The sequence below is a fragment of the Paraburkholderia xenovorans LB400 genome (assembly GCF_000013645.1).
GTDB lineage: Bacteria > Pseudomonadota > Gammaproteobacteria > Burkholderiales > Burkholderiaceae > Paraburkholderia > Paraburkholderia xenovorans.
Genome location: NC_007951.1, coordinates 4,789,491 through 4,814,302 on the forward strand (window position 1 = coordinate 4,789,491; position 24,812 = coordinate 4,814,302).

General features: G+C 62.0%; 18 protein-coding genes. 2 read left to right on the forward strand and 16 right to left on the reverse strand.

The features are described 5' to 3' along the window. Positions 1-59: 59 nt before the first annotated feature. Both BXE_RS21615 and putA read right to left on the reverse strand, forming a co-directional pair. Positions 60-1,208 (reverse strand): branched-chain amino acid ABC transporter substrate-binding protein, encoded by a 1,149-nt coding sequence (locus BXE_RS21615; protein ID WP_011490279.1) that lies wholly within the window; start codon positions 1,206-1,208, stop codon positions 60-62. Between the two features lie 86 nt (positions 1,209-1,294). Then, entirely contained in the window at positions 1,295-5,224 is a 3,930-nt protein-coding gene (gene putA / locus BXE_RS21620; RefSeq protein ID WP_011490280.1) for a trifunctional transcriptional regulator/proline dehydrogenase/L-glutamate gamma-semialdehyde dehydrogenase, read from the reverse strand. A 316-nt stretch (positions 5,225-5,540) separates the two neighbouring features. Between putA and BXE_RS46625 the strand changes: the two genes are divergently transcribed. Continuing rightward, positions 5,541-5,711 (forward strand): hypothetical protein, encoded by a 171-nt coding sequence (locus BXE_RS46625; RefSeq protein ID WP_165187250.1) that lies wholly within the window; start codon positions 5,541-5,543, stop codon positions 5,709-5,711. A 374-nt stretch (positions 5,712-6,085) separates the two neighbouring features. Here BXE_RS46625 and BXE_RS21635 read toward each other — a convergent pair whose 3' ends face one another. The 3 genes from BXE_RS21635 to hemE form a co-directional block, all read right to left on the reverse strand. Beyond that, positions 6,086-7,507, reverse strand: coding sequence for a YeiH family protein (locus BXE_RS21635; RefSeq protein ID WP_011490283.1), 1,422 nt, complete (start codon positions 7,505-7,507; stop codon positions 6,086-6,088). A 170-nt stretch (positions 7,508-7,677) separates the two neighbouring features. Further along, the gene (locus BXE_RS21640; RefSeq protein WP_193352953.1) at positions 7,678-9,930 is read right to left on the reverse strand and encodes a primosomal protein N'; all 2,253 of its coding nucleotides are present in this window, start codon (positions 9,928-9,930) and stop codon (positions 7,678-7,680) included. 464 nt (positions 9,931-10,394) lie between these two features. Beyond that, on the reverse strand, positions 10,395-11,495 hold the full coding sequence (gene hemE / locus BXE_RS21650) for a uroporphyrinogen decarboxylase (RefSeq protein ID WP_011490285.1): 1,101 nt from the start codon (positions 11,493-11,495) through the stop codon (positions 10,395-10,397). A gap of 217 nt (positions 11,496-11,712) precedes the next feature. Between hemE and BXE_RS21655 the strand changes: the two genes are divergently transcribed. Beyond that, positions 11,713-12,510 (forward strand): transporter substrate-binding domain-containing protein, encoded by a 798-nt coding sequence (locus tag BXE_RS21655; protein ID WP_011490286.1) that lies wholly within the window; start codon positions 11,713-11,715, stop codon positions 12,508-12,510. An 877-nt stretch (positions 12,511-13,387) separates the two neighbouring features. Here the strand turns inward: BXE_RS21655 and BXE_RS21660 are convergent. From BXE_RS21660 to BXE_RS21710, 11 genes are all read right to left on the reverse strand, one after another. Then, positions 13,388-15,118, reverse strand: coding sequence for an AMP-binding protein (locus BXE_RS21660; protein ID WP_011490287.1), 1,731 nt, complete (start codon positions 15,116-15,118; stop codon positions 13,388-13,390). A 230-nt stretch (positions 15,119-15,348) separates the two neighbouring features. After that, positions 15,349-15,774, reverse strand: a complete 426-nt coding sequence (locus BXE_RS21665) for a F0F1 ATP synthase subunit epsilon (RefSeq protein WP_011490288.1) — start codon at positions 15,772-15,774, stop codon at positions 15,349-15,351. 106 nt (positions 15,775-15,880) lie between these two features. Beyond that, a complete protein-coding gene (gene atpD / locus BXE_RS21670; protein WP_011490289.1) occupies positions 15,881-17,275 on the reverse strand; it encodes a F0F1 ATP synthase subunit beta in 1,395 nt (464 codons plus the stop codon). Between the two features lie 100 nt (positions 17,276-17,375). Further along, positions 17,376-18,260 carry a F0F1 ATP synthase subunit gamma gene (gene atpG, locus BXE_RS21675; RefSeq protein ID WP_011490290.1) on the reverse strand — a complete coding sequence of 295 codons (885 nt, stop codon included), beginning with the start codon at positions 18,258-18,260 and terminating at the stop codon, positions 17,376-17,378. A gap of 140 nt (positions 18,261-18,400) precedes the next feature. Continuing rightward, on the reverse strand, positions 18,401-19,942 hold the full coding sequence (gene atpA / locus BXE_RS21680; protein WP_011490291.1) for a F0F1 ATP synthase subunit alpha: 1,542 nt from the start codon (positions 19,940-19,942) through the stop codon (positions 18,401-18,403). A 58-nt stretch (positions 19,943-20,000) separates the two neighbouring features. Further along, on the reverse strand, positions 20,001-20,540 hold the full coding sequence (locus tag BXE_RS21685) for a F0F1 ATP synthase subunit delta (protein ID WP_007180031.1): 540 nt from the start codon (positions 20,538-20,540) through the stop codon (positions 20,001-20,003). Positions 20,541-20,542: 2 nt separating this feature from the next. Continuing rightward, entirely contained in the window at positions 20,543-21,013 is a 471-nt protein-coding gene (locus BXE_RS21690) for a F0F1 ATP synthase subunit B (protein WP_007180032.1), read from the reverse strand. Positions 21,014-21,151: 138 nt separating this feature from the next. After that, positions 21,152-21,421, reverse strand: a complete 270-nt coding sequence (gene atpE, locus BXE_RS21695) for a F0F1 ATP synthase subunit C (RefSeq protein ID WP_007180033.1) — start codon at positions 21,419-21,421, stop codon at positions 21,152-21,154. Positions 21,422-21,504: 83 nt separating this feature from the next. Continuing rightward, the gene (gene atpB, locus BXE_RS21700; protein WP_011490292.1) at positions 21,505-22,356 is read right to left on the reverse strand and encodes a F0F1 ATP synthase subunit A; all 852 of its coding nucleotides are present in this window, start codon (positions 22,354-22,356) and stop codon (positions 21,505-21,507) included. A gap of 176 nt (positions 22,357-22,532) precedes the next feature. Beyond that, positions 22,533-23,078, reverse strand: a complete 546-nt coding sequence (locus BXE_RS21705; RefSeq protein WP_011490293.1) for an ATP synthase subunit I — start codon at positions 23,076-23,078, stop codon at positions 22,533-22,535. A gap of 843 nt (positions 23,079-23,921) precedes the next feature. Beyond that, positions 23,922-24,809, reverse strand: a complete 888-nt coding sequence (locus tag BXE_RS21710; RefSeq protein WP_011490295.1) for a ParB/RepB/Spo0J family partition protein — start codon at positions 24,807-24,809, stop codon at positions 23,922-23,924. Positions 24,810-24,812 lie beyond the last annotated feature (3 nt).

The following is a 24,812-nucleotide window of genomic DNA, read 5'->3' on the forward strand; positions in this document are numbered from 1 at the left end:
GCGCCGGACGCCACGTCATATCATCACGCGACAACCGCATACTCGAGCAGAAAACCTGATTACTTTCCACCCACGCTTTGCAGCGTCGTCCACTTGCCGTCGACAACCTTGTACAGCGTGATGCCGCCGTTCTTCAGATCACCCTTGCTGTCGTACGCGAGATTCGCGGACGTCACTGCCGGCATCGAGGTCTTCGCGAGCATCGGCAGGTACTTGGCCGGATCGGTCGAGTTCGCCTTCTTCATTGCGTCGAACATGGCCATTGCGCCGTCGTAAGCGTACGGCGAGTACGTTTGCACGTCTTCGTTGAAACGCTTCTTGTACTTCGCGACATAGTCCTTGCCGCCCGGCATTTCTTCCAGCGGCAGGCCGGCGAGCGATGCCACCGTACCGTTCGCCGCGTCACCCGCGATCTGGATGAACGTCGGCGTGTGGACCATTTCGCCGCCCATCAGCGGCGCCTTGATGCCCAGTGCCTTCATCTGCTTGACCATCGGTGCCGCTTGCGAATCCGCGCCGCCGTAATAGATCAGGTCCGGTTGAACAGCCTTCAGCTTGGTCAGGATCGACTTGAAGTCGACTGCCTTGTCGTTCGTGTATTCACGATCGACGATCTGGCCGCCCGCCGCCTTCGCCGCCTTTTCGAACTGATCGGCCAAACCCTGGCCGTAGGCCGTGCGGTCGTCGACGATCACGATCTTCTTCATGCCCAGGGTCTTCACCGCGAACGTGCCGGCAACCGAACCTTGCTGCGTGTCGGACGTCATCATACGGAACGTGGTCTTGAAACCTTGTTGCGTGTATTCCGGCGCCGTCGCCATTGCGATTTCGGGGATGCCCGCGTTCGCGTAAATGCGCGAAGCCGGGATCGTGGTGCCTGAGTTGAAGTGGCCGAGCATGCCCTTGATGCCGTCATCCACCAGCTTTTGCGCAACGGTCGTGCCGGTGCGCGGGTCGGCCTGGTCGTCGGCCGAATCCAGCACGAAGCGAACCTGCTTGCCGCCGATCACCGGCTTGGTCGCGTTCATGTCTTCCACTGCCAGCGTGATGCCGTTCTGGAAGTCCTTGCCGTAGTGCGCCTGCGCGCCAGTCATCGGGCCGGCAAAGCCGATTTTCACATCTTCCGCCGATTGAGCATTGGCCGTCCCCGCCAGCGACATCGCTGCAACCAGTGCAGCGCCTGCCAGCTGTTTCATCTTGTGTTGCATAGCTTCTCCTTGGTACCAGGTGTGGATGGAGCGGTTTCGGGGTCGCCGTACCGCTTCCGTTTTTTTGAGTGATCAGAGAGGTTCGCTCAACCGATCGTCATCAAATTCGCATTACCGCCTGCAGCTGCCGTATTGACGCTGACCGAGCGTTCCGTCAACAGACGCTCGAGCGCGTAGTCCTCGTCGCCGCTTTCCAGCGCGCGTGCCGCGACGCCCTGTACCGACACGATCGGGCCTGGACGCTTCGCGACTTCCTTCACCAGCGCCAGCAGTTCGTCGCTATCGCCTTCGAACAGCACGGCGTCGAACGGCGTATCGGCACTCTTCTTCACGCTTGCGTGCGACTTCAGCGAGGCGGGCAACTGCGACACCAATTGTTCCCCAGCCGCGCCTTCGAACAACGCGCGATTTCCCGTAGCCAGCGCCGCGGCAAACTGCACGCGCGCACCGCTCGCCGTCGACGCGATACACAGCACCGTGCCGCGCGCGCCCAGCGTGTACGTGTTGCGCTCGCCGGTCGGTCCCGACAATACCGCCGTGGCGCCCGCCGGCACATGCGACAGATAGCCGTCGCAGCGCGCGGCCAGTTGCGGCTCGCGTTCGGTAATCAGCCAGTCGCGGTAAGCCGTCAATACAGCGGACGGATTGTCGCCGTTTTCGGCCGCGCGCGGAACATCCACGACCAAAGCCCGCGCAAGCGACTTCGGCAAACCGGCCGGACGCGTGGCGAGGAGCCGCTGCAGATAGAGCGCGCCGCCCGCTTTCGGACCCGTGCCCGACAAACCTTCGCCACCGAACGGCTGCACGCCGACCACAGCGCCGATCACGTTCCGGTTCACGTAGATGTTGCCCACGTGCGCGCGGCTGATCACATGCGCGATCGTTTCGTCGATACGCGTATGGATGCCGAGCGTCAGGCCATAGCCGGTCGCGCGGATCTGCTCCAGCAGTTTGTCCAGCTGGCTGCGGCGGTAGCGCACCACGTGCAGCACCGGGCCGAACACTTCACGCTTCAGTTCGTCGATGCTGTCGAGTTCGATCAACGTCGGCGGCACGAAGGTGCCTTGCGCGCAACCGTCCGGCATCGGCAGCTGCTCGACCTTGCGGCCCTTCTCGCGCATCGCCGCGACGTGCGCGTCGATACCGCGCTTCGCGTCGAGGTCGATCACCGGGCCGACGTCGACCGACAGACGGTCCGGATTGCCCACGGCCAGTTCGCGCATCGCGCCGGTCAGCATTTCCAGCGTGCGGTCCGCGACATCGTCCTGCAGACAAAGAACGCGCAGCGCGGAACACCGTTGACCGGCGGAGTCGAACGACGATTGCAGCACGTCCGCCACCACCTGTTCGGCAAGCGCCGACGAGTCGACGATCATCGCGTTCTGGCCGCCCGTTTCGGCGATCAGCGGAATCGGCTTGCCATCCGGATCGAGTCGGCTCGACAGCGTCTTGTTGATGAGGCGTGCGACTTCGGTCGAGCCGGTGAACATCACCGCGCGGGTGCGCGGATCGGCCACCAATGCGGCGCCGACCGTTTCACCGTTGCCCGGCAGCAGTTGCACCGCGCCCGCCGGCACGCCGGCTTCGCGTAGAATGCGCACGGCTTGCGCGGCGATCAGCGGCGTCTGTTCGGCCGGCTTCGCGAGCACGGTGTTGCCGGCGGCGAGCGCCGCGGCCACCTGGCCCATGAAAATCGCCAGCGGGAAATTCCACGGGCTGATACAGACCACCGGGCCGAGCGGACGATGCGTGTCGTTGGAGAACTCCTCGCGAATCTGCGTGGAGTAGTAACGCAGGAAGTCGATCGCTTCGCGAATTTCCGCGACGGCGTTGGCCAGCGACTTGCCGGCTTCACGCACCACGAGGCCCATCAGCGTATGCATCTGCGCTTCGAGCAGATCGGCGGCACGCGCGAGGCAATCGGCGCGCGCATCGACCGGCGTGGCTTGCCAGATCGGCGCGGCGGCCACCGCGTGCGCCAAAGCGGCGCTCACGTGCTCCGGCGTCGTTTCCACGACCGTGCCGACGAGGTCGCGATGATCGGCCGGATTGCGCACGTCGCGCGCGAGGCCCACGGCGATCTCGTTGTCTTCGAGCATCGGCGCGGCGCGCCACGGATGATGCGCGCTCGCCAGCAACGCCGACGACAGCGACGCCAGGCGATGCTCGTTCGACAGGTCGAGACCCATCGAGTTGAGGCGTTCCGAACCGTACAGATTGCGCGGCAGCGGAATCTTCGCGTGCGGCGCGCCGAGCGGGACGATCTTCGAGGCTTCATCGACCGGATCGGCGATCAGGTCCTTGATCGCGACGGTTTCATCGGCAATACGATTCACGAACGACGTGTTCGCGCCGTTTTCCAGCAGACGGCGCACGAGATAGGCAAGCAGCGTTTCATGCGTGCCGACCGGCGCGTACACCCGGCACGGACGGTTCAGCTTGTCGCGGCCGGTGACTTCTTCGTACAGCGGTTCGCCCATGCCGTGCAGGCACTGGAACTCGTACTGGCCGGGGTAATAGTTGTTGCCCGCGAGGTGATAGATCGCCGACAGCGTGTGCGCGTTGTGCGTGGCGAATTGCGGGTAGACCGCGTCGGGCGCGCTGAGCAGTTTCTTCGCGCAGGCGAGATACGACACGTCTGTGTAGATCTTGCGCGTGTAGACCGGATAGCCTTCGAGGCCGTCCACTTGCGCGCGCTTGATTTCGGTGTCCCAGTACGCGCCCTTCACGAGGCGCACCATGATGCGGTGACGGCTGCGGCGCGCCAGATCGATCAGGTATTCGATCACGAACGGGCAGCGCTTCTGATACGCCTGCACCACGAAGCCGATGCCGTTCCAGCCGGCCAGCTCCGGATCGAAGCACAGCGCTTCGAGCAGATCGAGCGAGATTTCGAGGCGGTCGGCTTCTTCCGCGTCGATGTTCAGGCCGATGTCGTAGCGGCGCGCGAGGATTGCCAGCGAGCGCACGCGCGGCAGCAGTTCGCTCATGGTGCGTTCCTGCTGCGAACGCGAGTAGCGTGCGTGCAGCGCGGAGAGCTTGATCGAAATGCCCGGGCCTTCGTAGATGCCACGGCCGCCGGCAGCCTTGCCGATCGCGTGGATCGCCTGTTCGTACGACGCGTAGTAGCGCTGCGCGTCGGCTTCGGTGGTGGCCGCTTCGCCGAGCATGTCGTACGAGTAGCGGAAGCCGCGGGCTTCGTACTTGCGGCTGTTGGCGAGCGCCTCGGAGATGTTCTCACCCGTGACGAACTGCTCGCCCATCAGGCGCATTGCCATATCCACGCCCTTGCGGATCAGCGGCTCGCCGCCCTTGCCGATCAGACGCGTGAGCGCCGACGAGAGGCTCGTCTCGCTGTTGGTCGTCACCAGCTTGCCGGTGATCATCAAGCCCCAGGTCGCGGCGTTGACGAACATCGACGGCGCCTGGCCCATGTGCGATTTCCAGTCGCCCTTGCTGATCTTGTCGCGGATCAGCGCGTCGCGCGTGGCGCGGTCGGGAATGCGCAGCAGCGCTTCGGCGAGACACATCAGCGCCACGCCTTCCTGGCTCGACAGCGAGAACTCGTGGATCAGACCTTCGACGCCACCGCCCTTGCTCTTCGTGCGCAGCGTTTCGACGAGCTTGCCGGCCATCGTCTGCACGTCGCCCGCGAGGTTGGCCGGCAAACGCGCCTGACCGAGCAGGAACGGCAAACACTCCGGCTCAGGACGACGGTAAGCGGCCGTGATCGCGGCGCGCAGCACCGATTGCGGTTGCACGTTTTGCGCGAAATCGAGGAACGGGTGCGACCCACCGTCTTCCTCGTGTTCGACCGCGGCGCCCTCGGTCAGATCGGCCGAGCCCGCCACACCCGACAGCTCGGGCGGCAATTGACCGTGCTCGATCTTTTCGAGGTACGCGAAGATGGCCTGCTTGATGAGCCAGTGCGGAGTGCGTTCGAGACGGGTAGCGGCATCTTTCAGCCGGGAACGCAAGAGGTCGTCGACCTTGACGCCAAGGGTGGTGCTAGCCATGTTTCCTTCTTCGGATACCAGACAGATACGCTGGCAAAAGACTAAAAGTTGGGCGAATCGTACGCCTCCCAATAAAAAGGTGCAACCATGTCGGATGCATGGTTGCACCCTGCCCGAAGCCTTGCGCGACGGGGGTTTGCGCGTTATCGCGCTGCACGGGGAGACGGTGGTTGCGATCAGTACTTTCCCTGGCGTGATTCTTTTTGCATTTACCCTTATCAGAACGGGTCAGCGCGCCGTTATACGGAACATAGTGGCGCGCGGCCTCCCTGGCACGCACAAAAAGCACGGTACGGGGTTTTAGAGGACAGGCGAAATGGAAAAATGGCTGGTGGTATTAGGCATCTGGGCGATGTGCGCGACTTGCGCGGTGCTGTTCATCCGCGGCGCGACGAGTGGCCCCGGCCGGCGTGAGCCCGTCAAGGAACGCACGCCGGCGGCGTCGCGCGCATCGGCGGGCGACGCGCGGACTGCTTTGAACGATTGAATGGCGGTGTCCGGCGTGTCGTGCCGGCGTGAGCGACGCCGGTCTTCGGTTGACTCGCTCCAGTTGACCCTCCAGCGGGAAGACGCGCGCGAAGCCCGGCTTGAAGCCGCGGCGACGCACAGGCAAACGTCAGTGCCGAAGGATCGGCTCGAACTGCGGGCAGGCGTCGCCCGGTGAAACGAGCTGGTCGTGCAGCCGGCAGAGCCGGCTGTCCGCCACGCTCGCGCCAAATGCCGAACCGAATATCGCGAGGCCAGGAATGCTCTGCTCCAACGAATCCCGACTCTCGGCGCGATACCGGCAGCCTGCGCAGCACGGCGCGCACGCTGCCTCGCGTGCGTCGGCCGTACTGGCAGTGCGGCGCGCGCCGCTTGTCACGAGCCCTGCCCCAAGCTATTCCAGTACGGTGCGAACACGTGCGCGGACAGCGCGTAGCCGATGGCGATATTGACCACCACGCCCGCCGTAAAGGCGAGGAACGGCTTCAGGCCGGTGGCGGTCAGCGAGCGCAGGCGCGTAGTCAGTCCGATGCTCAGGAAACAGAACGTGAACGCCCAGGTGCGCAACGCGGTGATCGGCGCGACGAATTCAGGCGTCACGACCTTGCGGTAATCGGCCAGCGAATAATGGCTGGCAACCCACGTCACCAGCGCCGACGCAATCACAAAACCGATCACGAACTTCGGAAAGCGCGCCCAGATCTCGCCGGCGTTGGGCTTCGCCTTGACGCCGCTGTCTTGCGATTCCCAGCGCGTCGTCGCGACGATCGCAAGCACAAACGCCCAGATGCCGATCCAGATATCGCGGCCGACCACTTTCATCAGCGTGAACGCCTGCAGCGACGCCTCCGGCGCCCCCGCGATCGCGCTGCCGGCCTGTTTCGCGAAGTCGCCATAAGCTTGCGCGGCCGCGATGCCGGCTGCGTCGGCGAATTCTGACGTGCCGATCCATGCGCCGGCGACCGCGGTCGACAGTCCGAGCGAACGGGACGCGAACGGTAGCACGAAGATCATCACGATCGCCCACAGCACGACCAGCGTAATCGCCACTGACGCCTGTTCGCGCTTGGCCCGCACCGCACCGGCAATCGCGATCGCCGCCGAGACGCCGCACACCGCGCCGCCGACACCGAGCACGGCGGCGAAACGCCGATCGAGGCCGAACGCCTTGGCGGCAAAAAAGATCACGAAGAATGTGACGAGCGAAACGATGGTCGCCTGCCCGACCGCCACCGGTCCCGCCCACACCAGCAGCGTGAACGGCAACGTCGCGCCGAGCAGCACGATACCGACCTTGATATAGAACTCGACGCGCAAGCCCGCCGAAAACCATTCGGGCAGCGTGAACACGTTCGAAATCAGCAGACCGAGCGCCAGCGCGACGAGCGGCGGTTCGAGGTTGTACTTCGACGCATTGACCCACGCGCCCAGTGTGAAAATCAGCGCCGACGCGACGAACAGGATCAGGAACGATCCGAGGAAAGCACCGACCCGTTGCTTGAGCGCAGCGAGGCTCACGCCGAACAGCAGCGCGAACACGACAAACAGCGCAACATAGTTCGGCAAATGCTTGCCGGCGTCCTGCGCGGCCTGCCCGACGCCCGACCATCTGGCCGGCGCCACCGCCAGCCACTTGATGCTGCTGCCCGACGCGAACAGCGCCCACGCTATCACGACCACCAGCAGGCCGACCCACACCGCCCACCAGTCTTCGGTCGAAAAAAGTCCGCCGCCGTGCGTGCTTTGCCGGTTGGCCGGCGCGGCGCCGGTTGGCAGCGTTTGATTGGTATCGCTCATCGCCATGCCCCGAGAGAGTTGAAGTACGTCGGCGCCGGAATGTTGGAGTTTTGCCCGAATGTGCGCCGATTCGGCGAAATATAGGCGAGCGGCGTCGCAAAACGAAACGACCATTCGCTCTATGAATATGACTCAAAGAAGTAACGGCTTCGCCGGTCGGGCGACCTGCCTCAGATGTCGAGCGGATCGACTTCCAGATTCCAGCGCAGCACGCCCTTCATGCCGCGCAACAGCGGCTGCCAGGCACGCAAAGTTGCGTGCAACGCGCCGCGCGATGCACTCTCGATCAGCAACTGGGCGCGGTGCACGTGCATCACCTTGACGATGGTGAGCGGCACGGCGTCGTAAACGGTCACGCGTTCGGCGGCAGGAATGCCGGCCAGGCCGGCCGCCGCCTGCTGCAGAAACGCGAGCGCGGCCTCGAGCGTGCGGCCTTCGGCCCGCAACAAGGCCTGATACACGAACGGCGGCAAGTGCGCATCGCGCCGCTCGGCCAGCGTGGAGTTGGCGAAGCCGACATAGTCGTGGCGCGCCAGCGCGTGGTAGAGCGCGTGGCGCGGATAGCGCGTTTGCACCAGCACTTCGCCGGGCAAACCCGCGCGGCCTGCCCGGCCGCTTACTTGCATCAATTGCGCGAAAAGCCGCTCGCTCGCGCGGAAGTCGTGGGAAAAGAGCGCGGTGTCGGCGTTCAGCACGCCGACCAGCGACACGCGCTGGAAGTCGTGGCCCTTGGCGATCATCTGCGTGCCGACGAGGATGTCGACCTCGCCCGCGTGAACGTCGGAGAACAGCGCCTGTGCGCTGCCCTTGCGGCGCGTGCTGTCGGCGTCGATACGCAATACCCGCGCGCCGGGCACCGCGCTCGCCAGCGTTTCTTCGACGCGTTGCGTGCCGCGGCCCATCGGCGCGATGTCGACGTTGCCGCACTCCGGGCACGAGCGCGGAATGCGTGCTTCCCACCCGCAGTGATGGCAGCGTAGCGCGCGCTCGGGCTTATGCAGCACCACGTAGGCGCTGCAACGCGGACAACCGGCGACCCAGCCGCAGGCGTCGCAGGCAAGCTGCGGCGCGTAACCGCGACGGTTCAGGAACACGAGGCTTTGCTCGCCGCGTTCGAGCCGCGCCTTCAATGCGGCGATCAACGGCCCCGACAACCCTTCCACGGACGCCCGGCCGCGCCGCCGCTCTTCTTCCAGATCGATCAGTCTGACGGTGGGCAATACGGCGTCGGCAACCGCCCGGCGCGACAGGGTGAGCCGCTTGTAGCGCCCCTGATCGGCTTGCCACCAGCTTTCCAGCGACGGTGTGGCCGAGCCGAGCACAACCGGCAATCCGAGCTGCTTGGCGCGATAGATGGCCAGATCGCGCGCCGAATAGCGCAAGCCTTCCTGCTGCTTGTAGGCCGGGTCGTGCTCCTCGTCGACGACGATGATCGCGAGCTTCGGCAGCGAGGCAAGCACCGCCAGGCGGGTGCCGAGTACGATGCGGGCCCGCCCTGTGTGAGCGGCGAACCAGCTGCGGGCGCGCTCGCCTTCCGCGAGACCGCTGTGCAGCGTGACGATCGACGCGCCTTCGAGCGCGGCGAAACGCGCGCGGAAAGCCGCTTCGAACTGCGGCGTCAGATTGATTTCAGGCACGAGGACGAGCGCCTGAGCGTCGGGCCTGGCGGCCAGGATTTCCGCGAGTGCGCGCAGATAGACCTCGGTCTTGCCGCTGCCCGTCACGCCGTGCAGCAGAAATGGCGCAAAACCGTTGGCGTCGCGAATGGCTTCGACAGCCGCCGCCTGCTCGTCGGTGAGCGTGGGCAGCGTCGGCATGGGCGCCGGTGCGTCGGGCGAGGCCGGAGCGGCAAGCTCGGCGGCGGCTTCGATGAGCTCCAGCGCCACCCAGCCTTCCGCCTGCCATGCATCGAGCGTCGTGATCGCCTTGGGGTGCAGCGCGCGAACCTCGGCGGCCACCAGGAACTCGGTCTCGGCCAACGCTTGCGCCAGCTTGCGCAACGCGCTCGCGCGAGCCGGCAGTGCGTCGGGTAGTGCCGTTCGGCCTGTGGGCGTGAGGCTGTAACGCTCCTGCGGCGCAAACAGCCGCGACCACCGCGAAGCATCGCGCAGCGCTTGCGGCAAAGCCGGCAACGCCACTTCGCCGAGGCCACGCTGATAGTAATCCGCCGCGAAAGCGGCCAACCTCAACCATTCCGACGATACCGGCGGACACGCGGTGCACACGCTATTGATCGCGCGAAGGCGATCAGGCGGCACGTCACTGTGAGCGGTCACTTCGCAGATAAGCCCAACCACGTGGCGCTTACCAAACGGCACGCTGACCAGCATGCCCGGCGCCACCCGCTCAGGCGTGTCGCACCGATAGTCGAACAAGGTCGGCAGCGGATGATCCAGCGCGACGCGGACGAACACGTCACTCACGCGTCGACGGAAATCAGCACGACGCGCGCGACGCCACGCCGCTTCGTGGTGTGCGCCGAGCAGACGGCACAGCGCCCGAAGTTAAAGTAAAACTTCAATTTCGGCGCTAAGTTTTGGATTCCGCTGAACAATTGCAATCGGCCCGCGTGCCTGTGGATAACTTTGTTGAGAACTTTGCCCGGAAGGCCCGGGAACCGCGCCGCAGCGGCCTTCTGTGGGGTTCCGCACATTCTGCACCGATCCGCTCAAACCCTTGCCAGACAAGGCTTGGATCAAATGCGCCCGCAGTGTGCAAGGGCTACGATGCGACTAAAGCTTCTACCGCGCCGCAGCGTGATGAATGTGCATAAGTCAAGTCTTGACTTTCTCAGGACCGCCATCTGACGGCCCGTTGACTGCATATTTTCCCTTAGACCGAGAGCCCAGTTCGCTGCGTCGCAACAAAAATGGTAACGATTACGGCCTCATGCCGGTGCATGTGCGCCGCTGCGAATTGCCCGGCTATGACGATGCACTTCGTCCACCAGTTCGGCGACGTGCTCCGGCGGCGTGAACTGCGAAATGCCGTGGCCGAGGTTGAACACATGGCCCGGATGGTTACCGAAACTGTCCAGTACGGCGCGCGCTTCCATGCGGATCGCAGCCGGCGGGGCAAACAGGACCGACGGATCGATATTGCCTTGCAGCGCCACCTTGCCGCCCACGCGCTCCCGGGCCTTGCTCAGGTTCACGGTCCAGTCGAGGCCGACCGCATCCACGCCGGTTTCGGCGATCTCGTCGAGCCACAGGCCGCCGCCTTTGGTGAAAGTGATCACCGGCACTTTTTCGCCGTCATGGTCGCGCTTTAGCTGACTCACCACCTGCTGGATGTAGTGCAACGAAAAGCGTTGATAGACGCCGTCCGCCAGCGCCCCACCCCATGTGTCGAAAATCATCACAGCTTGCGCGCCGGCTTCGATCTGCGCGTTCAGGTAGGCCGCAACCGCGCGCGCGTTGACGTCGAGAATGCGATGCATGAGGTCCGGACGCGCATACAACATCGACTTGACCGTGCGGAAGTCCGCCGAACCGCCGCCTTCGACCATGTAGCACGCGAGCGTCCACGGACTGCCCGAAAAACCGATCAGCGGCACGCGCTGGCGGCCCTGCGCGTCGGTAAGCGCGGTGCGAATTTCGCGCACGGCGTCGGTCACGTAGCGCAGCGTGGCGTCGATGTCCGGCACCGCGAGGCGCGCGACGTCGTCTTCCGTGCGCACCGGGCGCGCGAATTTGGGGCCCTCGCCAGTCACGAACTCGAGGCCCAGACCCATTGCGTCGGGCACGGTCAGGATGTCGGAGAACAGGATCGCGGCGTCGAGCGGATAGCGCTCCAGCGGTTGCAGCGTGACTTCCGTTGCGAACGCCGGGTTTTTTGCCAGACCCAGGAAGCTGCCCGCGCGAGCGCGCGTGGCGTTGTATTCCGGCAGGTAGCGGCCAGCTTGCCGCATCAGCCAGATCGGCGTGTAGTCGGTCGGCTGGCGCAGCAGCGCGCGCAGGAAAGTATCGTTCAGAAGTTTATGGGCCACGTTGCGTACGACTCAGGGCAAAGGGGCATTTTACCGGACCAGGCTCGCCGCATCGTGCCCGATGCGGCCAATAACTCTTGCGTGCTTTGCTCAAGGCGGCTTTTTCGCGGGCTGGCAGCCGCGACTCACCTGGCTGAACGGCCAATGTTCAAGCCCGGATTGCCGAGCTATCATCCGGCTGGCTTACCACACAATTACATACAACCAAGGAGACTCGATGAACAAGGCGACACTCGCGCTGCTCGGCGTACTGACCGGTGTTTTGATGCATGCAGGCGCGGCCTCGGCCCAGAGCGCCGGCACGGCGGCGGCGCCCTCGCGGCTCGACGAAATCATCGCGCGCGGCACGTTGCGCGCCTGCACGACCGGCGATTACAAACCGTACTCGTTCTACAAGTCAGACGGCCAGTTCGAAGGCATTGATATCGACATGACGGAGTCGCTCGCCAAATCGCTCGGCGTCAAGACGGAGTACATCAAGACCTCGTGGTCGAACCTGATGAACGACTTCGTCGCCAGATGCGACGTCGGCGTAGGCGGCGTATCGCCGACCCTCGAACGGCAGAAGCGCGCGTTTTTCACGCAGGCGTACATGATCGACGGCAAGACGCCGATCGTTCGATGCGACGACGTCAGCAAATACCAGACGGTGGCGCAGATCGACCAGCCCGCAACTCGGGTAATCGTCAATCCGGGCGGCACCAACGAGCGGTTCGCGAAGCAGTACTTCCCGCACGCCAACCTGACCGTCTATCCCGACAACGTGACCGTTTTCAAGCAGATTCTTGCCGGCAAGGCCGACGTCATGGTCACGGACGCATCGGAAACGCTGCTGCAGCAAAAGCTGAATCCAGGCCTTTGCTCGGTGCATCCGGACAAGCCCTTCCAATATGGAGAAAAGGCCTGGCTGCTGCCACGCGGCGACGTGGTGTTTCAGCAGTATGTCGACCAGTGGCTGCACCTCGCGCGCGCAACCGGCGAATATCAAGCCATTTCGGACAAGTGGCTGAAATAGCATAGTGGTCTTTCCGCCCGCCCTTTTCCCGTTCTTTCCGGCAGACGAGGGTGGTCGGAAAATGCCGAAGAATTTCGCTCACGCGCGGAATCATGTAACGGCACGGCGCCCGTCCGGGTAAAACAGATCAATTGTGCCGGGCGGAGCGTCATGGAATGCGCCCCTTTTTTGCGGCCGACGCGCATACGGCGAATGTTGCGACGCAACCCGGCGGCCTCTTTTGAACCGTCCAAATTTATTGAGTACGAACGAACACCTGTAACGCGGGCGATTCATCACCGAAACGATGACCTTGCAACCATTTCATGCGGAATCGACTTAATGGACTACGCCGCAATATGCATCGCGAATAGCATCAATCATGCGTATGAAATTGCGGGTGAGTCATCGGTAAATATTACGTTTTAAACGATTCTTTTTGGCAATATATCCTGCAGCGCCTTATCTGGCGGGCGTTACAACCTGAAACACTTTGTTACCGCGCTCCCAGGTTAATTCGCCCACAATGCCCTCAACGGTTTCAACACGGATGTGGCTGGGTGCGTGGTGTGAGCGGATACGATGCACTTGCCGGTCGGCGTATGCCGAAGCCCTGTGAAGGGGCATCCCTGCTGGGGCCGTAGTCGGCGCAGGGTCGCCGTCTCAGTCGGTTCCTTCTTTGGTCTCCTCGCGCTAACCCCGTAGCGTGTGGTTTTTAGCGGGCTCCAGGCCCGCTTTTTTTTCGCCCCGCCAAACGTTTGCGCGGCGCAGTAGCGCGCCTTTTGCAGTAAGTTCACAGTTTTTCGCGACTTACGCGCAGCAAACACTCTGATTTCTGTTCTTCAACGGCAGGTCCGCCGCGCGGTCAACCGGCGTGCGAACCTGCGGTCGAACTTCATCACGCCGTCTTGTCCTGCCGCAACTTCAATTCGCTGATCATCCGCTCGCGCATGATGAACTTCTGCACCTTTCCGGTTACCGTCATGGGCAGTTCGTCGACAAAACGGATGTACTTCGGCACCTTGTAGTGCGCAATCTGCCCTTGGCAGAACTGCTGGATCTCTTCAGCGGTTGCCTGCTCGCCCGCGCGCAATACGACCCACGCGCAAACCTCTTCGCCGTACTTCGAGTCGGGCACGCCGAACACCTGCACGCTCTGGATTTTCGGGTGGCGGAACAGAAATTCCTCGATTTCGCGCGGATAGATATTCTCGCCGCCGCGAATCAGCATGTCCTTCAGACGCCCGACGATGTTGCAGTAGCCTTCGGCATCGAGCGTCGCCAGATCGCCGGTGTGCATCCAGCCGTCGACAATGCTTTCGCGTGTCTTCGCCTCATCGTCCCAATAGCCTTGCATCACCGAATAGCCGCGCGTGCACAGCTCGCCGGTTTCGCCCACTGGCACAATGTTGCCAAGGGGATCGACGATTTTCACTTCCAGATGCGGCTGGATGCGCCCGACCGTGGTTGTGCGCTTGTCGAGTGGATCGGTGGTCGAACTCTGGAACGAGACCGGGCTGGTTTCCGTCATGCCATAGGCGATGGTGATCTCGCCCAGATGCATTCGGGAGACGACCTTCTTCATGGTCTCGATCGGGCATGGCGAGCCCGCCATGATGCCGGTGCGCAGGCGCGATAAATCGTACGTGGCGAAGTCCGGGTGATCGAGTTCGGCGATGAACATGGTCGGCACCCCGTGCAGCGCGGTGCACTGCTCTTCCGCGACTGCGGCCAGGCTTGCGGCCGGGTCGAATCCTTCGCCTGGAAACACCATGTTGGCGCCAACCGACACGCACGCCAGCACCGATAACACCATGCCGAAGCAGTGATACAACGGCACGGGGATGCACAAGCCGTCCTGCTCGGTCAGCCGCATCGCCATCGCGATGTAGCGCGCGTTATTGACCACGTTGCGATGGGTCAGCGTCGCCCCCTTCGGATTGCCTGTGGTACCGCTGGTGAACTGGATGTTGATCGGGTCGCGGCACGAGAGCGTGGCGCCGATGGCGTCGAGCGTCGGCACGTCCAGCGACGCGCGGCCTTCCTCGATCACGTCGGAAAAGCTCAACATGCCCGGCGTTTCCGTATCGCACATGCGAATCACGTAGCGCAATTCGGGCAGCCTCGATGCGTGCAGCTCGCCCGGCGCTTGCGTGGCCAGCTCGGGTGCGAGTTCCTGCAACATCTCCAGGTACATGGATGTCTTGAAACGCTCGGCGGCAATGATCGCCTTGCAACCAACCTTGTTCAAGGCGTACTCGAGTTCCGCGAGCCGGTACGCCGGGTTGATATTGACCAGCACGGCGCCGATGCGCGCGGTCGCAAACTGGGTGAGCAACCATTCCACGCGATTCGGCGACCAGATGCCGACGCGGTCGCCCTTCTCGATGCCGAGTGCGAGCAGGCCGGCCGCCAACACGTCGACTTCTTCCACGAACTCCTGCCATGTCCAGCGAATGCGCTGCTCACGAAACACCACTGCTGGACGATCCGGAAAACGCTCCGCCGTATCACGCAGAAACTGGCCGATGGTCGCTTCGCTCAACGGAATGTCGGTCGGCCCGCGGACGTACGACAGCCCGTCTTTGGGTTCGATGAGTGCACCTTCGCCTGACACATGCGTTGTCATGGTGTTGTCTCCGTGAACTGAGCGGAAGCTCTTATTGAAATGAATTTGAAACCGATTGTGCCACCGGCATGTGCCGGTCAGGCATCAAGTCTTACCCGCAGCGCATTTCCTGACATTGAGGCGTGGCGCCATCGGCTCGAGAACACGATTCTGCTCACCTTTCCGTAAACGTCAAGTGAAGGTCAAAAAAAAGCAGCCGGGAAGGCTGCTTTCTCTCTGATACGTATTGCTTAATGCTGGCCGCGCAGCTTACGCAGACGCTGGATCGCAGCGAGCTGAGCCGTCGCGTACGCCAGTTCCGCTTGCGCGGTTGCGTATTCAAGGTTCGAACCCGTGTTCTGCAGCGCTTCTTCCGCACGCTTGCGTGCATCTTCGGCCTTGGCTTCGTCGAGATCCTTACCGCGGATCGCGGTGTCGGCGAGTACCGTCACGGCGCCCGGCTGGACTTCGAGAATGCCGCCGGCGACGAAGACAAACTCTTCTTCACCGTTTTCAGCTTCGATGCGCACCGCACCCGGACGGATCCGCGTGATGAGCGGCGTGTGGCCCGGCAGAATGCCGAGTTCACCTGCTTCGCCCGGCAGCGCGACGAACTTCGCCTGGCCCGAGAAGATCTGCTCTTCCGCGCTGACGACGTCTACTTTAATGGTTGCCATATCGACTCCTGTGGCGATGAGCGTAATAAGAGGCGCCGGTTTTGCCCAATACTATCCGTTGGGTAGTATTGAGCGCGAGCGGCGCCCGCTTCGTTACACCCTACCTTTACTGGATCTTCTTGGCCTTTTCGAAGGCTTCGTCGATCGTGCCGACCATGTAGAACGCCTGTTCCGGCAGGTGGTCGCACTCGCCTTCCACGATCATCTTGAAGCCACGAATCGTTTCCTTCAGCGGCACGTACTTGCCCGGCGAGCCCGTGAACACTTCAGCGACGTGGAACGGCTGCGACAGGAAACGCTGGATCTTACGAGCACGCGCCACGGCGAGCTTGTCTTCCGGCGCCAGTTCGTCCATGCCCAGAATCGCGATAATGTCGCGCAGTTCCTTGTAGCGCTGCAGCGTTTGCTGCACGCCGCGCGTGATCGAGTAATGCTCTTCGCCAATCACGTTCGGGTCGATCTGACGCGAGGTCGAATCGAGCGGGTCGACTGCCGGGTAGATACCCAGCGAAGCGATGTCACGCGACAACACGACGGTTGCGTCCAGGTGGCCGAAAGTCGTAGCCGGCGACGGGTCGGTCAAGTCATCCGCAGGGACGTACACGGCCTGAACCGACGTGATCGAGCCGGTCTTGGTCGACGTAATACGCTCTTGCAGCTTACCCATTTCTTCAGCCAACGTAGGCTGATAACCCACTGCCGACGGCATACGGCCGAGCAGTGCCGACACTTCCGTGCCTGCCAGCGTGAAACGGTAGATGTTGTCGACGAAGAACAGCACGTCGAGACCTTCGTCACGGAAGTGCTCAGCCATCGTCAGACCGGTCAGCGCGACGCGCAGACGGTTGCCCGGCGGCTCGTTCATCTGGCCGTACACCAGCGCGACCTTGTCGAGAACGTTCGAGTCCTTCATTTCGTGATAGAAGTCGTTCCCTTCACGGGTACGCTCGCCAACACCGGCGAACACGGAGTAACCACCGTGTTCCTTCGCGATGTTGTTGATCAGTTCCATCATGTTCACGGTCTTGCCCACGCCGGCGCCACCGAACAGGCCAACCTTACCGCCCTTCGCGAACGGGCAGATCAGGTCGATAACCTTGATGCCGGTTTCGAGCAGTTCCGTCGACGGCGACAGTTCGTCGAACGCCGGAGCCTTCTGGTGAATGCCGCGAACCACGTCCGAGTTGATCGGGCCGGCTTCGTCGATCGGGCGACCCAGCACGTCCATGATCCGGCCGAGGGTTGGCTTGCCGACCGGCACGCTGATCGGCTTGCCGGTGTTCTTCACCGTCGTACCGCGGCGCAGACCGTCTGATGCACCCAGACAGATGGTGCGGACAACGCCGTCGCCCAGCTGCTGCTGGACTTCGAGCGTCAGTTCCGAACCTTCGAGAATGAGCGCGTCGTAAATCTTCGGCATGTGGTCACGCGGGAATTCCACGTCGATCACCGCGCCGATGCACTGTACGATCTTGCCTTCTACCAAAGCAGTAGTACTCATCGCTTTTCCTTTAGATACTCAATTCTTCACTCGCGCAAAGGCGCAGTTTCGATGGGTGCGCCGCGAAGGCGCACACGAAGCGGCGTGCCGACCGTCAAGGTCAGACCGCCGCCGCGCCACCGACGATTTCCGACAGTTCTTTCGTGATCGCGGCCTGACGGCTCTTGTTGTACACGAGCTGCAATTCGTTGATCACCGTCTTCGCGTTGTCCGAAGCGGCCTTCATTGCGACCATCCGTGCCGACTGCTCCGATGCCATGTTTTCCGCGACGGCCTGGTAGACCAGCGCTTCGACATAACGCACCAGCAGTTCGTCCACCACTGCCTGCGCATCCGGCTCGTAGATGTAGTCCCACTGCGTGCTCGGCGTCGTGCCGTCTTCTTCCTTGCGCTCGAACTGGTCTGCCGACAGCGGCAGCAGTTGCTCGATCACCGGCTCCTGCTTCATCGTATTGACGAAGCGCGTGTACGCCAGGTACACCGCCGAAACCTTGCCTTCCGAGTACAGGTCGAGCTGCACCTTCACCGCGCCGATCAGCTTTTCCAGATGCGGCGTATCGCCCAGATGCACGACGTTCGACACCACCTTGGCACGCAGACGGTTCAGGAAACCCAGACCCTTGGTGCCGATCGCGGTTGCTTCGATCGTCTTGCCCTGACCTTCCAGTTCCTTGAACTTCTGCAGCGACGCACGCAGCACATTGGTGTTCATGCCGCCGCACAGACCTTTATCGGTCGTGACGAGGATGATGCCGGCCGTCTTCGCGCCTTCGTTCGACACCATGAACGGGTGACGATACTCCGGGTTCGCACGGCTCATGTGTGCAGCGATATCGCGGACCTTGTCGGCATACGGGCGAGCAGCGCGCATGCGCTCCTGAGCGCGGCGCATCTTCGATGCGGCCACCATCTCCATCGCTTTCGTGATCTTGCGCGTGTTTTGCACGCTCTTGATCTTGCCGCGAATTTCCTTCATTCCAGCCATTGCTTGCTCCTTTGTCGGCCCGGGTTACCGCTTTCGCGGTAACTCGGGTCCCATGCAAAGCTATTGAAGCAGCGCGGGTTCAGTTGCCTGTGGGCCGCGCTGCTTCAAGGTCCGTTTATGCCTTGTAGGTCACTCGCGGATCAATAAGCGCCGGACTTCTTGAAGTCTTTGAGCGCCGTGTGCAACAGGGCTTCGTCGTCCTTCGAGAGTTCCTTGGTGTCTTCGATGCGCTTGATCAGGTCAGCGTGTTTCGACTTCAGGTAGTCGCGCAGGCCCTTTTCGAACGGCAGCACTTGCGCAACTTCCAGATCGTCGAGGTAACCGTTGTTCGCTGCGAACAGCGCGACAGCCAGCTCCCACACTTGCAGCGGCTGATATTGCGGCTGCTTCAGCAGTTCCGTCACGCGGCGGCCGCGTTCCAGCTGCTTGCGGGTTGCTTCGTCGAGGTCCGAGGCGAACTGCGCGAATGCAGCCAGTTCACGGTACTGCGCGAGGTCGGTACGGATACCGCCCGACAGCTTCTTCACAACCTTCGTCTGAGCCGCACCACCGACGCGCGACACCGACACGCCAGCGTTAATTGCCGGGCGGATACCTGCGTTGAAGAGGTCGGTTTCCAGGAAGATCTGGCCGTCGGTAATCGAGATCACGTTCGTCGGAACGAAGGCGGTCACGTCGCCGGCTTGCGTTTCAATGACCGGCAGTGCCGTCAGCGAACCGCTCTTGCCCTTCACTTCACCATTCGTGAACTTCTCGACGTAGTCTTCCGACACGCGAGCAGCGCGTTCCAACAGCCGCGAGTGCAGATAGAACACGTCGCCCGGGTACGCTTCACGGCCCGGCGGACGGCGCAGCAGCAGCGAGATCTGACGGTACGCCCAAGCCTGCTTGGTCAAGTCGTCGTAAACGATCAGCGCGTCCTGACCGCGGTCGCGGAAGTATTCACCCATCGTGCAACCTGCATACGGCGCCAGGTACTGCATGGCAGCCGATTCCGAAGCCGAAGCGGCCACGACGATCGTGTATTCCAGCGCGCCGGTTTCTTCCAGCTTGCGCACCACGTTCATGATCGACGAAGCCTTCTGGCCGATCGCGACGTAGATACAGAAGAGGTTCTTGCCCTTCTGGTTGATGATCGTGTCGACTGCGACCGCGGTCTTGCCGCACTGGCGGTCGCCGATGATCAGCTCACGCTGGCCACGGCCAACCGGCACCATCGCGTCGATCGACTTCAGACCGGTTTGGACCGGTTCCGAAACCGACTTACGCCAGATCACGCCCGGAGCAATCTTTTCGATTGCGTCGGTCTTCTTCGCGTTGATCGGGCCCTTGCCGTCGATCGGGTTGCCGAGTGCGTCGACCACGCGGCCGAGCAGTTCCGGGCCCACCGGCACTTCCAGAATGCGGCCGGTCGTCTTGACGACGTCGCCTTCCGAAATGTGTTCGTACTCACCCAGAATCACGGCGCCGACCGAGTCGCGCTCGAGGTTCAGTGCGAGACCGAAGGTGTTGCCCGGAAATTCGAGCATTTCGCCCTGCATCACTTCCGACAGGCCGTGAATACGCACGATACCGTCGGTCACGGAGATCACAGTGCCCTGGTTGCGAACGTCTGCGCTCGCTTCAAGGCCCTGGATCCGGCTCTTGATCAGCTCGCTGATCTCAGAGGGATTGAGTTGCATTATTCGCTCCTGATAGTCAATTCTGTTGCGTGCCAGCCGCTTCAGCGCCTTAGGCGCTTCAGGCCGTCAGAGCCGTCTGCATGCTGGCAAGCCGCGCGCGGACCGAGGTATCGAGCACTTCGTCGCCGACCGTTACGCGCACGCCGCCGATCAACGACGAGTCGACTTCAACCGTCGGCTTCAGCTTGCGTTTGAACTTACGTTCGAGACTTGCGACGAGGTCATTCAACTGTGCGCCTTCGAGCGGGAATGCGCTGACAATCAGCACATCGGCCGCCCCTTCGCGGGCGTTCTTCAACTCTTCGAACTGCACGGCGATTTCCGGCAGCAAGGGCAGGCGATGGTTGTCCACCAGCATTTGCACCAGATTCTTCGCTTGCGCGTTGTCCTTGAGCGGCGACTTGACCGCGGTGAGCAGCAGTTCGCTGACCTGGGCGCGGCTTACTTTCGGGCTCGAGGCGATCGACAGCACTTCGGGCAGACGCGCAACCTGTGCCAGCTCCTGCACGAGCGTGGACCAGGCGGCGATGTCACCAGCTTCGGCCACGCCAAACAGCGCTTCTGCGTACGGACGGGCGATGGTTGCAAGTTCGGCCATGATCAGAGCTCGGCTTTCAGTTGATTCAGCAGGTCAGCGTGAGCTGCCTGGTCGACTTCGCGCTTCAGGATCTGTTCAGCGCCCTTCACAGCGAGTGCGGCGACTTCGCCGCGCAGCGTTTCGCGCGCTTTCACGACTTGCTGTTCCGCGTCTGCCTTCGCTTGCGCGATGATGCGAGCGGCTTCAGCCTGTGCTTGAGCCTTGATTTCGTCAGCGACTGCCACAGCGCGCTTTTCTGCGTCAGCAACACGTTGCTGACCGTCGTTGCGTGCCTGAGCGAGTTCCTGGTCGACGCGCTTGTGAGCGGCTTCGAGTTCTGCCTTGCCCTTTTCAGCAGCCGACAAACCGTCAGCAATCTTCTTCGAGCGCTCGTCGAGGGCGTTGATCAGCGGCGGCCACACGAACTTCATCGTGAACCACGCGAGGATCAGGAACACGACCATTTGCGCAAACAGGGTTGCGTTGAGATTCACGGTGTTTCCTTAAACGTTGCTAGTTCGGAAAGTGAAACGGCAAGGCGCTCATCGATTCTGTATTCGATCAGCGCCCGAGTGCCCGTTCCGCCCTGCGCCCTCACTAGTTATAGCTCAGGCGCAAACTTCCGAGGAACCTCAGCCTGCCAGCTTCGACAGCAGCGGGTTCGCGAACGCAAACAGCATTGCCACACCAACGCCAATCAGGAACGCCGCATCGATCAGACCAGCCAGCAGGAACATCTTGGTTTGCAGCGGGTTCATCAGTTCAGGCTGACGTGCACATGCTTCGATGTACTTGCCGCCCATCAGGCCGATACCGATACAGGCGCCGATTGCACCCAGGCCGATGATGATGCCGATACCGATGGCGGTCAGACCCTGGATGTTGGCGATGAAAGCTTGCATGATCACTCCTTTGTGAAAAGTCTTTTAGAACTGGTTGGAACTGGGATTTAAAAAACTACGATTCTTTTTGCCGACGGCGCAGTTTAGTGCGTGTCGTGTGCCTGGCCGATGTACACCAGCGTCAGCATCATGAAAATGAACGCCTGCAGCAGAACGATCAGGATGTGGAAAATTGCCCACACGCTGCCGGCGATCACGTGGCCGATGAAGCCAAGCACCGTCGTGTCCGCGCCGAAGCTCCAGATGCTGCCGAGCAGGGCAATCAGCAGGAACAACAGTTCGCCCGCGTACATGTTGCCGAACAGCCGCATGCCGAGCGAGACCGTCTTCGCGACGAACTCGATGATGTTCAGTGCAAGGTTCGGGATCCACAAGAGCGGATGCGCGCCGAACGGAGCGGACAGCAGTTCATGCACGAAGCCGCCGGCGCCCTTGATCTTGAAGTTGTAGTAAATCATCAGCGCGAACACGCCGAGTGCGATGCCGAGCGTACCGTTCAGGTCGGCGGTCGGCACGATGCGGTGGTGCGGGATGACTTCGGACAGACCCAGCCAGCCAATCACGTGGCCCGGCAGGTCGACAGGGATAAAGTCGAGCGAGTTCATCAGCGCGACCCAGACGAACACGGTCAGGGCCAGCGGTGCGATGAAGGTACGCGAGCCGTGGATCATCGACTTCGATTGATCCTCGACCATTTCGACCAGCATTTCGATCGCGCACTGGAAACGGCCCGGCACGCCGGACGTTGCCTTGCGAGCAGCGAGATGCAGGATGAAGATCGTGGCCAGACCGCAAACGATCGACCAGAAAAGGGTGTCCAGATTCCACACGTGAATGTCGAAAATCGACGTCTGGTGCGCGGTGGAAAAGTTCTGCAAGTGGTGCGCGATGTACTCGGACGGATCCATTGCGCGCGTGCCTTCGCTAGCTGCCATATCGTTAAAGCCACCCAAATTGTCGAAAATCGTCTTAGGCCGCTCCCGCTGCAATTCTGTATTGCGGGAACACGCCGGGTGCGGACCGTGTCATATCCGCACACCTGTTGCCGGCGCTGTGCGCCAGCCTGAATTCTTTGCTGCTACTTTTTTGCTGCCACTTTTGTGCTGCTACCTTAGCGCCATGCCAAGGCAATCCAGTACGTCTTGAGCGCGATGAGGTAAGTCACGAGCAGCGGAACCCAACGTACGTCGTGATACCAGAAGGCGATGGCTACAAACATCGCGATCGTTGTCCCCATTTTGAGCGCTTCGCCGATCATCCAGCTCATGACTGTTTCAGCGCCGCTCAGCGTTCTAAGCCGTGCCGCGAACAACGCGCCCGGCACCCAGCAGATCGCTCCCCCCAGGAACGCGGACAGCGCAGCAGCGCCCGGCGGCTTGTAAAACAGCCACCACACCAGCGTAGCACCCAGGGACAAGGCCATTTGCGCCGCCACGACCTTGAAAGGCGTAACGCGCGATGGACGGCTCACGTCGGGACCAAACAGCTTCTCAGCTTCAGCCCGCGTGAGCGGAACGATATTGTTATCTTGCTGCTCGACATCCCACGCTTCGTCAGGTGCCGCTTGCTGACCGGTGGACGCAACGGAAGCTTTGCGTTCAGCGCGGTGTTCGTCGTGCCCATTCTTCGGCGCTTGATTCGACGTTTTGACCGCCATCGCAGTGTTCCGAAAGTCTTGTTCCAGCCCGCGAGCTTACGTTGCGCTTACGGGGTTCCCGTGCAATTAAATCCGGGCGATTGTAAGCGATAGTTGCAGGCAATTCAAGACTTTAGGCCGTTCAATAACCAGCGTGAAAAGCCTCTTCACGATGCGGGAGCAACCGTCTGGCGAGACGAAAGACGTCAAATGTAAGGCTGTAGGGGTGCACCAAAACATGCGGTTTGGATGGAGTGAGTTCGCGCCCGTCGACAGGTCGTTTTAACGTCGCAGCAGACGTCTCGAAAATGCAACAAACGTCTATTTTTGCCTGCGCGAGTGGACATAACGGCCGGTGCCGGGTAAGCGGCGATCGGTGTGCTCTGATCGACAGTCTCGCGCATGACTTCGACAAGGGAGAACGGCGTAAAGGACGTCGGTCGCACCGAATGAGTGCGCTTGAGAAGGACAGCTTCTGCTTTCACATTGCGCGTCAGGCCGCACCCTGCTTTGTGAACCTGTCTTATCGCGCGGACACAGCGAACTGGACGCTGGACGCTTTGCAAGCCAGATGCGATTCAGACGGGAGATGCGCCGTATTGGACCTCAGGCGTCGACGGATAGATATTTCAGCGATCCTGATTATGTGCGGTGGAGTTTATTTAGGAATCCATCAAATATCGATCGCTGATTTGTTCCTGAATCTTTTACAGGCGACGCTATGTGCGTTTGCTGGCCCCGCCTCGACTACGAAAGCGGCACCACAACGCCTACTGTCCAGCACACCCATAGCGCGCCAACAGCTTGCGATCTGCACAGAGCCTCATCGCAAGACTTTGACACCGCTCACATTCACCGCGCCAGTCAGGCAGTGGCGTTGCCGCGCAATCGCACCAGAATGCCTTCCAGTGCGTCCAGATCGCCGAAGTCGACCAGCACCTGCCCGCGCCCACGTCGGCCGAGTTTGATCTTGACCGTCGCCGCCAGCAAGTCCGACAACTCTTCTTCGAGTCGTCGCGTATCGCGGCCACCGTCCGGATTCGCACGCGCCTTCACCGCTGGCACTGTCCTGGTCGTTGTCGTTACCAGTTTTTCGGTTTCGCGCACCGACATGCGTTTGTTGACGACCTGGTTGGCCAGCGTGATCTGTGTCGCGGCATCGACCGCCAGCAGCGCGCGCGCATGCCCCATGTCGAGATCGCCGGCCAGCAGCATGGTCTGTACAGGCGACGCCAGATTGAGCAGGCGCAACAGATTCGATACCGCGGACCGCGAACGGCCGACCGATTCCGCAGCCTGCTCGTGCGTGAAATTGAATTCGTCGAGCAAGCGCTGGATGCCTTGTGCTTCTTCCAGCGGATTCAGATCTTCGCGCTGAATGTTCTCGATCAGCGCCATCGCGGCGGCGGCCTGGTCCGGTACGTTCTTCACCAGCACCGGCACTTCGTCGAGGCCAGCAAGACGTGCCGCGCGAAAACGCCGCTCGCCGGCAATGATCTCGTACTTGTCCGCGGACACGGGGCGCACGAGAATCGGCTGCATCAACCCCTGCGCACGAATGCTGGCCGCCAGCTCCTGCAACGCGCCTTCGTCCATACGCGTGCGCGGCTGGTATTTGCCCGCCTGCAACTTGCTGAGCGGCAGCACGTGCGGCGCGCCCTCGATCGCCACAGCCTCGGTAATGTCGGCACTGCCGCCCAGCAATGCCTCCAGACCGCGCCCCAATCCCTTCTTTCTCGCTACTGCGTTCATCGT